The following is an 11662-nucleotide window of genomic DNA, read 5'->3' as shown; positions in this document are numbered from 1 at the left end:
GCACATTGATGAGCAACTCGCATACCATCCGCAACCTGACGACCCTGGTCGGCCTGCGCAGCACCGAAGTGGAGCGCCTGCAAACCGAAATGGCGGCGCAGACAGCCGTGCGCGACCGCTACCAGAAGAACCTCGAACGCCTGACCAGCCTGTACACCGACAGCGGCCCCAGCGGCGCCCTGCACCTGGCGCTGTCGGTCAACTGCGGCAACTTCAAGCAATCGGTGATGGAGATGGCGCAGCAGCACCGCACCGACCTGCACCTGCACGAGGCCAACATGGCCGTCTCGCAGCGGGCGCTCAACACGGCATGGGCCAAGCGCGAGGTGCTGGACCAGGTGCTGACACAAAAACAGCGTATCGTTGCAACCGAACAACAGCGGATGGATGCCAAGCGCCAAGATGAACTGGCAACGCAATTCTGGTTCCGCGGGCAGGTAAAATGATGTTTTACAGAAATAATTTCACAACTGTCGATATTTGGTCGCCTTGTCATTGCGTATATCCTGCATGCTAATTTTAGGAGTCTGACATGGCCATCACCACCAACGCATCGAATACCTACGATCCGACCGCATCGGCGCAGGCGCTGACCGACAAGTATACGGCCGACCTGCAGGCGCGCATCACGGAACAGACCAAGGCGGCCACGGCCACCTCGGCTGGCCTGACCAGCATGAAGATGGCGCTGAACAATTTCACGTCCAGCCTGCTTTCGCTGACCAACGGCAAGACCATGGTCGCGCAGGGCGCCACCCTCAGCAATACCGCCGTCGGCAGCGCCACCGCCACCGCCACGGCGGCGGCCGGCACGTATTCGCTGTTCGTCGAAAAAGTGGCCACCAGCAACCAGATTTCGCTGGGCAGCATCGGCGGCAATGCCATACCTGCCAGCGGCGACGGCACCCTGAAGATCAAGCTGGCGAACAATACGGATTTCACGGTCGACCTGAGCACGGCCAACAGCGATGGCGACCAGACGCTGTCGGCCAAGGAAATCGCCGCCGCCATCAATGCGGAACCGAAAAACAATTCGCGCGTGACCGCCTCCGTGATCACCATCGGCGGCGTGCCGCAGCTGGTACTGACCTCGAACGTCAGTGGCGAAGAAGGCGCGCTCTCGATCGACGGCAGCGCGATGGCCGATGGCGATCTGAAGACCGCCCTGGCGGTCAAGCCAAAACAGCTGGTCGAGGCGCAGGACGCTGTCATCTGGATTGGCGGCAAGCCGGCTGACACAAGCGACCTCAGCAACCGCGTCAAGCAGTCGTCTAACACCTTCAGCAATATCGATGGCGTGAAGATGACGTTTACCAAGGCGCAGGCCGATGGCGACGCGCCGATCACGCTGACGGTGGCGCTCGACACCTCGGCCACCGCCACCAATGCGCAAAGCTTTGTCGACGCCTACAACAAACTGAAAGCCGTACTCGATGGGCTGACCGATCCCGGCGATCCGGCCTCCAGCAAGGCCGCCGGCGCGTTTTCCACCGACAGCGGCGTGCGCGTCCTGCGCGACCAGCTGGTGCGTACCCTGCGCGAAACAGCCAGCGGCGCGCTGGCCACGTTTGGCATCACGGCGCAGCGCAACGGCACCCTGGCCCTCGACACGACCAAGCTGGCAGCGGCAGTCAAAGCCAATCCGACCGGCCTCGACAAGGCTATCGGCAACAACTCGGCCAGCGCGCCCAGCGGCATCGCCGGCAAGCTCGACAAGTTTGTTGAAATATGGACATCAAGCAACGGCCAGCTGGCGCAGCGCGAAACCTCGGTGGCCAAGCTGCAAAAAACGCTGACAGAACGGCAGGCCAAGTTCGAAACCGATTACACGACCATGTACAACCGCTACAAGGCGCAATTTACGGAACTGCAAATCTTGCAGGAACGAATGGCCCAAACCACCAACATGTTCGATGCCCTGTTCGGCAACGACAAGACAAAATAGAGGCTGGCGCCCGTTGCCAGTCTCAGCATTTTATAGTGAAAGAAAATGATGAACCACGATGCCTACAGTGATTACCACGCCGTCAACCTGGATGCGCAAACCTCGCGCGCCACGCCAGTCGAACTGGTCTTGCTGCTCACCGACGGCTTGCTGGAAGAACTGGCGCGCGCGCGCGCGCATATCGTCGGCAAACGCTACGAACAAAAGGCTGTCAGCCTGAACAAATGTACGGAGATCATCAACGGACTGTCGAGCTCGCTCGATTTCGAACAAGGTGGCGAGGTGGTCGCCAACCTGGGTCGCCTGTATGAGTATTGCACCGGCCGCCTTTACTTGGCCGGCATCAACCTGGACCCCACGCTGATCGATGAAGTGACGACTTTGCTCACCACCATCAAGCAGGGTTGGCTGGGTGTCCAGGCCAAGCATGGATAACAGCGCCTTGCTGCTGCAGTTCGCGCGCGAGATCCAGGCCGCTGCCGGCAAGCGGGACTGGGCCGCGCTCGATGTGCTGGACCAGCGCCTGGCGCGCCAGCTTGCGCTGCTGTCCGAACGGGGCGGCGTGAGCGCGAACGAGCAGGTGGCGCTGCGCACGCTGCGCGCGGCGCATGCAAGCGCGTTTCAATTGTGCTCCGATGAAAAGCACAGGCTGGGCCTGCACTTGGGCGAGATCCATTCCAAGCAGGAAGGCTGGGTCGCCTACGCGCTGGAAAGCGACATGTATCAAGATGGAAATCAAGCATGAATACTTTAGTCAATTTCAAGGCTGCGAGTTTTAACGCAGCCGATTTGTTCGGCACGATGGCAGCGGTGACTGTCGGCAGCCCCCCCACGACTGGCGGCACTGCCGCCATTGATGCAAGTGTGGCCGTGACAGCGCAACCGCCTGTGCTGGCCGGCATTCGTCCCGCCCCTGCCATGCCGCTGTTTGCGGACGCCCTCGGCGACGCCGTGCATGCCGCCAGGCCGGTCGCCGAGGCACCCGCGAAGACGGACGAGCCCGAACAACCGCCAGCCGATGACGTGCCGGCGTTGCCGCAAGCAACCCCGTTGCCGTCCATGGCCGCGCCATGGCTGTCTGCGCAGGTGACGGCGGCACCACCAGCGATACCGCCGCGGCACGACATGGACGGCAGCCGCGGCAACGACATGGCGGCACCCGCCCCTGTCATCGCGACCGAAGCCGGCACAGTGCCGGTTGCAGCCACACCTGTCACCATCACGCCAGTCAGCGCCACGCCGGCCACCGTTGCGATATCAATTCCTGCTGCTCCAGCTGTGGCAGCGGCGCCAACGGCACCCACGGCGCCCACGGCGCCCGGCACGGCAACGCCTCTCGCCGCCCCGGCGGCGGCGACACCGGAAACCGCGCGCGCCGCGATTGCCGGCGCACCGCGCGACATGGCCGCGATCACCACCACGCAGCTGGCGGTGCGGCCGGTCGCCATGCAATTCAATGCGCAACTGGGCACCCTGGTGCCAGCGCCCCGGCTGGGCGAGCCACTGGCGGCGGCCATGCCTGTGCCGCCTGGCGAAACAAAAACCGCAGCGCCTGCCGTGCGCGGCAAAGCCATGCCGGCCGCCGCGGAAGCGCCAGCGCCGGTTGCTGCCGTGCAGCCTGCTGTTGCGGCAACATTCATTCCGGCCATCACGCCGGCTGCCATTGCAACGTTTGCGCCTGGCAGCGTGCCAGCGGCGCCCGCCACTGGCACGGACGACCTGGCCGCAAGCGCCATCCTGCCCGCTCCCCCTGCCGTGGCACCGGCTGTTCCAGGCCTTGTGCCACGTGTCCAGTCGGCCAGGTCCGATGGAACTGCTGCGGCATTCGAACCCGCCACCGCCGCCGCGCCAGGCACGCCAGCCGCTGCCGTGTTGCCATCCATGCCTGTGAGCAATATCCCTGCCAGCAATACCATTGCCGCCGACACCACCGTCGATGTCCGGCCGGCGCTTCGTCCGCATCCCGGTCCGGTCGACACTGCCGCCATGCCGGCAAAGGCAGGCACGGTCGGCCCATCGTTTGCCGCCCCCGTTGCCGGCAGCCTGGACGCCGAACGCAACGTTGCCTCCACCACAGCCGCAGTGACGCCTGCCGCAGGCCTGGGCCTGACGGCGCCGGCTGCGGCCAGTACGCTGCCGACGCCAGGCGCCGACACGATCAAGCTCAACGGCCCTGCCCAGCAATGGCAGGAGCCGCTGCGCGAGGCGCTGGGCGAGCGCCTGCAGACGCAGATCGGCCGCAACAGCGAGCATGCGGTGATCCGCCTCGATCCGCCGATGCTGGGCCGGATCGACATTTCGATCCGCCACACGGCCGGCACGCTGCAGGTGAACCTGTCCGCCTCGAACACGGAAGTGTTGCGCCAGTTGCAAGGCATCGGCGAAACCATGCGTACCGACCTGGCGCAGCGCCAGTACACCGAGGTGGCCGTGACTATCAGCGCCGCGCCGCGCAGCCCGGCCGCGCAGGCGTTTGCCGAGGGCGATGGCCGTGGCCAGCGTCAGCCAGGACGCCAGCAGGACGAGGCCGAACCGGGACGCGCGCTGTCCGACGGCACGCCTGCCGATACACGATACGGCTCAACCTTTGCCATGCATGAGCGGGAATACAACTGATGAATACAAAAGTAAAACTGATCGGCGGCTTCGTGCTGGTGGCCCTGCTGGCCGCCGGTGCCGCGGGCGGCGCCATGTGGTACCTGGCCAAGCCGGTGGCCGGTCACGGCGAGGTTGCCGACGCCAAGCCGGCGCCGCCGCCGGCGACCGGCAAGAAGGCGCGCAAATTCCTCACGCTCGACAAGGTCATCGTGATGCTGCGCCACGGTCCCGGCGAAACCGATACGCATTATCTGTCGGCCGACCTGGTGATCGCCACCACCGAAGAGAATGAAAAGCTGGCGAAATCCCATTTGCCGCTGATGCGCTCGATCGCCGTCAGCACCCTGTCCAGCTTTTCGATGGACAAGGCGCAAGCCATGACGGTGGAGCAGTACGCCGAGCAGATCAACAAGGCTTTCACTGTCAGCTATGAACGCGAGCAGATGGAAAAGCCGTTCAGTGAAGTCATGGTAGGCAAGCTGATCATTGAATAAGCCGACGCCAGCAGGCCAGTACGACTGATGGGAGATACCGTGGCTTATGCCGAGCAATACCAGGAAGCCTACGGCGCCGGCGAATATGCCGCCGCCGGCGCTGCCGCGGCCGTGCTCAGCGTGGAGGAGGAACAGCGCCACCTGGTCGCTTACGCGCCGCTGGTCAAGCGCATCGTACGCCAGCTCAATTCGCAGGTATCGGGCGCCATCGACCGCGACGACATGGAGCAGATCGGCCTGATGGGCCTGCTCGAAGCGCTGCGCCGCTACGGCGTGCCGGACCAGTCCTTCGGCAGCTACGCCAGCCTGCGCATCCGCGGCGCCATCCTCGATGAGCTGCGGCGCCAGGACTGGCGCCCGCGCGCGGTGCGCCAGGAAAGCCACCGCCTGCGCGACAGTGTGCGCGCACTGACCCGGCGCCTGGGCCGCGAGCCGCAGGAAGCGGAAATCATGGCGGCGCTGAAGCTGACGCCGCAAGCGTACCAGGAATACCAGCTGGCCGAAAACGCCGAGCTGATCGCCAGCTTTGACGATATTTTGCAGGAAAGCCTGGGCCAGGCCGACAGCGCACCGAGCCCGGAAGAGCAATTGATGGTGCGGCGCAGCCTGGAGCAGGCCCTGCGCGCGCTCGACGAGCGTGAACAGCGCGTGGTGCAGATGTATTACGAGTTCGAACTGAGCTACAAGGAAATCGCCGCCGTGCTGGACCTGAGCGACGCGCGCGTATGCCAGTTGAACAAGATGGCACTGGGCAAAATGAAAGCCATGCTGCAGGATAAGTAAGATCGAGCTCCACCCATAAATTGATGCAGCACAAGCAGAAAGGCAGTTGACATGGTAATTATCGGTATCTTAATCGTGATGGGATGCGTATTCGGAGGCTTTGCCCTGATGGGCGGTACCGTCCAAGCGATCTGGCATCCGGTCGAGTTGGTCATCATTATCGGCGCCGCCGTCGGCGCCCTGGTGCTGGGCAATCCCAAGCATGTGCTCGGTGAAATGCTGCACCAGATGCGCAAGGTCGTCACGCACAAGAAACAGGGCTCGGAATTCCAGCGCCAGTTGCTGCTGCTGATGTATGAATTGCTGCAAACGGCGGCCGGAGGCCTGAAGGCGCTCGACGCCCACGTCGAAGCGCCGCGCGAAAGCCCGCTGTTCCAGCGCTATCCACTGGTGCTGGAAGAGCCGAAACTGCTGGCCTTTATCGTCGATAACTTCCGTCTGATGGCAATGGGCAAGATCAACGCGCATGAACTCGAAGGCGTGCTGGAGCAGGAACTCGAAGCGATCCACGATGAATTGCTGCAGCCCTCGAAGTCCCTGCACAAGATTGCCGAAGCCATGCCCGGCTTCGGCATCCTGGCAGCCGTGCTCGGTATCGTGATGGCCATGAATTCGGTGGCCGACGGCGCCGATGCGGCGGAAATCTCGTCGAAAGTGGGCGCCGCCATGGTCGGTACCTTTATCGGCATTTTCTTCTGCTACGGCGTGCTCGATCCGATGTGCAACATGATGAAGCAACTGGTCGGCGAAGAAGGTTCGACCATGGAATGCGTGAAAGTGGTGCTGGTGACCCACGTCGCGGGCAAGCCGCCACTGCTGGCGATCGACTCGGGCCGGCGCCTGGTGCAGCTCAATATCAAGCCGAGCTTTGCCCAGCTGGAAAGCTGGATCAATGCGCTGGAAAGTGGCGGCGAAGAACCTGAGCAAGGCCAAGGCCGGGGAGGCCGCCGTGCTAAAGCCGCATGAGAAACATGACCAGGCCATCATCAAGCGTGCCGGGAAAAAGCACGATGACGATGGCCACGGCGGCGCCTGGAAAGTCGCGTTCGCCGACTTCTGCCTGGCCTTGCTGTCGCTGTTCCTGGTGCTGTGGCTGATCGCCGCGCGCGAACAGCAGGCGATGAAGGAAATCATGATGGACGCGCTGGCGGGCAGCCGGCAAGGCGAAGGGCAAGGCGTGATGCCGGAGCAGAAAGGCGGCCCGCGCGGCAGCCTGATCGACCGTTTCCCGATGCCGCGCGACGGCATGGGCGACACCCGCACGGAAGGCAGCAAGCAGAAAGACGGCAAGCTGGAGTCCGCCGACGCCAAGCCGAAGATGAGCTACCAGACGCCGGAAGACCTGATGGCGCTGTCGCGCGCACTCGACAAGCTCAGCGACGAAGCCGGCCTGAAGAGCAACCTGCAGTCGGTGGTCACGCCGCACGGCTTGCGCGTGATGCTGCACGACACCGACAAGCAAGGCATGTTTGTGCGCGGCAGCGCCGTGCCGACCGACCGGTTCCGCAAGCTGCTGCGCGAAATGGGGCCGATCTTTGCGCAGATGGAAAACCAGATGCTGATCGTCGGCCATACCGATTCGATGCAATACGCCAATACCGGCTATGATGGCTATTCCAACTGGACCCTGTCGGCCAACCGCGCCATGTCGGCGCGCGCGCAACTGCTGGCCGGCAGCATGAACCCGGAAAGCGTGTTGCAGGTGGTCGGCATGGCCGACCGCGCGCCGCTGGACACGAAAAATGCCGGCGCAGGCATCAACCGCCGCATCGAGCTGTTAATATTGACGCGTGGCCAGGCCGACAGCATCGCCTCCATGTTCGGCATGGCGGGCCAGGGGTCGCAGGGCCAGGAACTGGAAGTGGGCGCGCCCGATTCGGCCACGCTGCAACGCCTGCGTGACAAGCTGGGTTTGCCCGCGAAGAAAGAACAGGCCGAACATGCAAATTAAAGGCAAGGGACAACGTATGAAAATCTCCTCGGGAGCCGCCGGCGCCACGCTGCGCAACTCCGCCGTGGCGCCCGCCGAGGCGATCGCCGAGAATGCCGGCGCCGCGGCGGCCGCCGGCGGTTCGTCGGCCGGCGCGGAACTGCAGTCGGCCGTGTTGCAGCCGGCCATGGCGGCGCTGCGCGCCATGCCCGATGTCGACCATGAAAAAGTGGCCATGTTGCGCGATGCGCTGGCCAGGGGCGAGCTGCCGTTCGACCCGTCCAAGATTGCCGGCCTGATCCAGCGCTTTCACGGCAGCGACGCATGACCGCGCCACGCAAGGGCCTCACGCGCCAGGAAGCCGTGCAGCGGGTACTGCAGGGCATCACCGATGACCGCCACGGTTATGCCGAACTGCTGGCTTTGCTGGAAGAACAATTCCAGGCCACCCTGCGCCACCAGACCGGGCAATTGAAAGTATTGGCCGAACAGATCGTCGCCGCGGTCGAGCCGCTCGATGGCCGCCGCCGCCAGCGCATGAGCCTGGTCACCGCCCTGCTCGGCCCCAAGGCCGACATGACACAGCTGTTTGCGCTGCTGCAGGCGGACGCGCGTGGCAAAGCCGTCGCCAACTGGGAAGAACTGGAACAGATGGTGCTTGAATGCAAGCGCTTGAACACCCGCAACAGCCAGCTGTTAACGGAACAATACACGACCATGCAGCGCGTGCTGCATGGCGAGGAACATATCTATGCGCCAAGCTGATTTTTTTGCAAGCAATGCCCGCCCATTGGCGGCCACCTTGCCGACCAGCGCCACCACCGCCATCCAGAGCAATGTGCGCGCCACCGCCTCCACCGCCAGCTTCAGCAGCGTGTTCCAGCAGGTGCAGGGCGAAGTGGCGACATTTATCGAGCACGGTGGCGGCAACGCCAGCATGCTCAGTCCCGAGGGCAGGGCCTGGTCGGCCAACAGCGCGCCAGCCAATGTGCTCGGTGCGATCAGCCAAGGGGGCGAGATCGGCGAAGTGCAGCAGCAGTTTTTATCGTCGATCAAGCCGTGGACCGAGGAAACCGGCGCGCGCCTGGGCGTGGCGCCGGAAATCGTCGCCGCCCACGCCGCGCTGGAATCGGGCTGGGGCCAGCGTCCGCTGCGCCAGGGCACGGCCGATACGCACAATCTGTTCGGCATCAAGGCCGGCGCCAAATGGCAGGGGGAAGTGACCAACGCCCTGACCACCGAATACGCGGGCGACAGCGGCACGGCGCTGAAAAAGACCGAGCGCTTTCGCAGCTATCCGGACCAGGCCAGCGCCTTTCGCGATTATGCGCAAGTGCTGCTCGACAACCCGCGCTACCGCGCCGCGCTCAATACGGGCGCCGACGCCAGCGCGTTTGCGCAAGGCCTGGCGCGCGGCGGCTATGCCACCGACCCCAACTACGCGGCCAAGCTGAGCCAGCTGGCAGCGCGCCTGCAACGCACTGCCGCAGCCGACTGATCGACTGATCAGCGTCCCAGCAAGTCCGCCGGCGCCACCGTGCCCGCCTCCGTCACCACGGCGCGGATCACGGTGCCGCTGGCGGCGTTGCGCACGCGGATGATCTCGCCCTGCGCGCCCGGATCCATCGCCACTCCCGCCGTACTGACCTGTACCTGTTCCTTTCGCGCAACGATGTTGACGGTACTGCCGCGCCGCACCAGCACCGGCGACGCCAGCTGGCTTTCCCGCAACACCTCGCCGGCGCGCAGGCTGCGCCGGCTCGACTGTCCCACCACCGCCGGCAGCGAAGCGATGCTGTCGGCCACCATCGTCACGTCGCGCCGCTCCAGGGCCACGTCGCCGGCCTGCAGCGGCGTGTTGGCGGTGACCGGCACGCCGGTCACCGCGACCTTGGCGCTGATGCTGGCGCGCGCCAGTATTTCATAGCGCCAGCCCGCCGCTCCCGGGCAGCTGGCGACAAAGCGCATGCGCTGCGGCGAACGGCTGTCGAGGGCCTCGAGCGCGACCCGCACCGGGCACGCGGGCATGACACGCGTGGTTTTTACAACAGTCACCTGGAACAGCGGTTCCAGCAGCCCGGCAGAGGCGGCCTGCTGCGCCAGCTGCTCCTGGGCCAATTGCTGCACTTGCAAAAATATATTGTCGGCTGGCAATTCGGCCCGTCCTGCACTACTATAGAGGCTGGTCATTAAAAACAGGCCGGGGAGCAGCGTGCGAAATGCTCCTGCCTTGTGCGGTGCCGCGACATGATGGTCCGAATAAATCATTACTAACCTTATTTGCTAATCCTAATCAAGAATCTTGAAGCAGCATGACCTTACCATGCGTCAACATGACCAGGCAGGCATTTTACTCCTGCATCCAGATTTCCAGCCCAAACCGCAGCAGTACGATCAAATTCAACACAAAGGATGACCATGGGGATTAATTTCAAGGACGCACTGGGTGTGCACGCCGATGTGCTGGCCTTGCGTGCCGACCGCACGCGTGTGCTGGCGGCCAATATCGCCAACGAAAACACGCCGGGCTTCCAGGCCAGGGACATGGATTTCGGCAGCGCCTTGCAGCAACTGCAAGACAACGAGGCCGGCCTGCTGTCGACCGACGACGACGCCAGTTCGCTGTACCGCGTGCCCTACCACCCCAGCCGCGATGGCAACACCGTCGAGATCGGCGTGGAACAGGCCGCCTTCTCGCAGAACGCCACCGACTTCCAGACCAGCCTGACCTTCGTCAACATGAAACTCAAAGGGCTGGCCAAGGCCATCTCGGGACAATAAGCAACGAGGACAAGCATGAGCTTCCAGGATATTTCCAAGATCGCCGGTTCGGCGATGGCGGCGCAGACCGTGCGCTTGAATACCATCGCCAGCAACCTGGCCAATGCCGATTCCGTGGCCGGTTCCGAAGGCGAGACCTACCGCGCGCGCAAACCGGTGTTTACGGCGGTGATGGATGGCGGCGCCGGTGGCCGCGTGCAAGTGATGGACGTGGTGCAAAGCGACGAACCGTTGCGCAAGGTGTACGAACCGGGCCACCCGATGGCCAATGCCGACGGCATGGTGTTCTACCCGAATGTCAACCAGGTGGCCGAGATGACCGACATGATGTCGGCCTCGCGCGCCTTTGAAACCAATGTGGAAGTCCTGGGCCGCATCAAGTCGATGCAACAATCCCTCCTCAAATTAGGTGAAGCGTAATCCATGGAAACGAGCCTCTTTACAAACAGCACCAGCGGTGGCACGACCAGCAACGCCGTCGCCTCGCAAAACAACGCCACGCAGGACATGTTCACCAAGCTGCTGGTGGCGCAGATCCGCAACCAGGACCCACTGGCGCCAACCGACCCCAGCCAGTTCGTCAACCAGTTGACGCAGCAGGCGCAGACCGAAGCGATGCAAAACCTGTCGACCCTGACCAGCGCCAACGCCAGCGTACTGCAGAGCATGCAGGTGCTGGCCCTGGGCGCTCAGGTGGGCTCGGAAGTCATGGTCAACAGCAGCACGGTACAGCTCGAAAGCGGCAAGGTCAGCGGCAGCATCGCCCTGTCGTCCAACAGCAGCAAGACCACCCTGACCTTGAAAGATGCGTTCGACAAGGAATACACGATCGAACTGGGCGCCAAATCGGCCGGTAACGTGCCGTTTACCATCGACCCGGAAAAGCTGGGCCTGCCAGCCGGCACCTATACGATGGCGGTGACCACCAGCAGCGGCGAGAAGCCGTCGGTCGATATCGCCGGCAAGCTGAGCAGTGTTCGCCTGTCGGCCACCGGCAGCATGATCCTCAACGTCGCCAACCTCGGTGAAGTCAGCCCTGGCGCGATCACCGGCTTCAACGGCAAGACCTCCTGATCCGCCCGTAGCGCCCATTTGCTTTTTGCCCAATAATCCCGTCCTTCACTAAAGGAA

Annotated in this window: 16 protein-coding genes; 15 read left to right on the top strand and 1 reads right to left on the bottom strand. The window is 63.7% G+C overall.

What is annotated here, in order from left to right:
* Positions 1-8 precede the first annotated feature (8 nt).
* The 12 genes from Q8L25_RS16515 to Q8L25_RS16460 all read left to right on the top strand — a co-directional run bounded on the left by Q8L25_RS16515 (position 9) and on the right by Q8L25_RS16460 (position 9248).
* Positions 9-446: a flagellar export protein FliJ gene (locus Q8L25_RS16515; RefSeq protein ID WP_308920393.1), complete on the top strand. Its 438-nt coding sequence runs from the start codon at positions 9-11 to the stop codon at positions 444-446.
* 86 nt (positions 447-532) lie between these two features.
* Positions 533-1945: a flagellar filament capping protein FliD gene (gene fliD / locus Q8L25_RS16510; RefSeq protein ID WP_308920392.1), complete on the top strand. Its 1413-nt coding sequence runs from the start codon at positions 533-535 to the stop codon at positions 1943-1945.
* Positions 1946-1990: 45 nt separating this feature from the next.
* On the top strand, positions 1991-2380 hold the full coding sequence (gene fliS / locus Q8L25_RS16505; protein ID WP_308920391.1) for a flagellar export chaperone FliS: 390 nt from the start codon (positions 1991-1993) through the stop codon (positions 2378-2380).
* A complete protein-coding gene (locus Q8L25_RS16500; protein WP_308920390.1) occupies positions 2373-2690 on the top strand; it encodes a hypothetical protein in 318 nt (105 codons plus the stop codon). The genes fliS and Q8L25_RS16500 overlap by 8 nt, the downstream gene beginning before the upstream one ends.
* Entirely contained in the window at positions 2687-4561 is a 1875-nt protein-coding gene (locus Q8L25_RS16495; RefSeq protein ID WP_308920389.1) for a flagellar hook-length control protein FliK, read from the top strand. Before Q8L25_RS16500 ends, Q8L25_RS16495 begins: the two co-directional genes overlap by 4 nt.
* Positions 4561-5037 (top strand): flagellar basal body-associated FliL family protein, encoded by a 477-nt coding sequence (locus tag Q8L25_RS16490; RefSeq protein WP_308920388.1) that lies wholly within the window; start codon positions 4561-4563, stop codon positions 5035-5037. Before Q8L25_RS16495 ends, Q8L25_RS16490 begins: the two co-directional genes overlap by 1 nt.
* Positions 5038-5076: 39 nt before the next feature.
* A complete protein-coding gene (locus Q8L25_RS16485) occupies positions 5077-5820 on the top strand; it encodes a FliA/WhiG family RNA polymerase sigma factor (protein ID WP_308920387.1) in 744 nt (247 codons plus the stop codon).
* Positions 5821-5928: 108 nt separating this feature from the next.
* Positions 5929-6786 (top strand): flagellar motor stator protein MotA, encoded by an 858-nt coding sequence (gene motA, locus Q8L25_RS16480; RefSeq protein ID WP_374694174.1) that lies wholly within the window; start codon positions 5929-5931, stop codon positions 6784-6786.
* Positions 6713-7771 (top strand): flagellar motor protein MotB, encoded by a 1059-nt coding sequence (locus tag Q8L25_RS16475; protein ID WP_308920385.1) that lies wholly within the window; start codon positions 6713-6715, stop codon positions 7769-7771. Before motA ends, Q8L25_RS16475 begins: the two co-directional genes overlap by 74 nt.
* A gap of 16 nt (positions 7772-7787) precedes the next feature.
* Positions 7788-8078 (top strand): flagellar biosynthesis anti-sigma factor FlgM, encoded by a 291-nt coding sequence (gene flgM / locus Q8L25_RS16470; protein WP_308920384.1) that lies wholly within the window; start codon positions 7788-7790, stop codon positions 8076-8078.
* A complete protein-coding gene (gene flgN, locus Q8L25_RS16465) occupies positions 8075-8515 on the top strand; it encodes a flagellar export chaperone FlgN (protein WP_308920383.1) in 441 nt (146 codons plus the stop codon). The genes flgM and flgN overlap by 4 nt, the downstream gene beginning before the upstream one ends.
* A complete protein-coding gene (locus Q8L25_RS16460; RefSeq protein ID WP_308920382.1) occupies positions 8502-9248 on the top strand; it encodes a glucosaminidase domain-containing protein in 747 nt (248 codons plus the stop codon). The genes flgN and Q8L25_RS16460 overlap by 14 nt, the downstream gene beginning before the upstream one ends.
* Before the next feature lie 8 nt (positions 9249-9256).
* On the opposite strand, the gene flgA is transcribed toward Q8L25_RS16460, so the two are convergent.
* Positions 9257-9940 (bottom strand): flagellar basal body P-ring formation chaperone FlgA, encoded by a 684-nt coding sequence (gene flgA, locus Q8L25_RS16455; RefSeq protein WP_308920381.1) that lies wholly within the window; start codon positions 9938-9940, stop codon positions 9257-9259.
* 228 nt (positions 9941-10168) lie between these two features.
* Here flgA and flgB point away from each other — a divergent pair, with 228 nt between their 5' ends.
* Genes flgB through Q8L25_RS16440 form a run of 3 tightly spaced genes read left to right on the top strand, consistent with a single transcriptional unit; the run spans position 10169 to position 11605 of the window.
* On the top strand, positions 10169-10531 hold the full coding sequence (gene flgB / locus Q8L25_RS16450; protein ID WP_308920380.1) for a flagellar basal body rod protein FlgB: 363 nt from the start codon (positions 10169-10171) through the stop codon (positions 10529-10531).
* Positions 10532-10546: 15 nt separating this feature from the next.
* Positions 10547-10951, top strand: a complete 405-nt coding sequence (gene flgC, locus Q8L25_RS16445; RefSeq protein WP_308920379.1) for a flagellar basal body rod protein FlgC — start codon at positions 10547-10549, stop codon at positions 10949-10951.
* Positions 10952-10954: 3 nt separating this feature from the next.
* A complete protein-coding gene (locus Q8L25_RS16440) occupies positions 10955-11605 on the top strand; it encodes a flagellar hook capping FlgD N-terminal domain-containing protein (RefSeq protein WP_308920378.1) in 651 nt (216 codons plus the stop codon).
* Positions 11606-11662 lie beyond the last annotated feature (57 nt).

Origin of the sequence: Janthinobacterium sp. J1-1 (assembly GCF_030944405.1) — a bacterium.
Taxonomy (GTDB): Bacteria; Pseudomonadota; Gammaproteobacteria; order Burkholderiales; family Burkholderiaceae_D; genus Janthinobacterium.
Note: the sequence above shows the minus strand (reverse complement) of the source record. Positions and strands in the feature narration are given on the sequence as shown.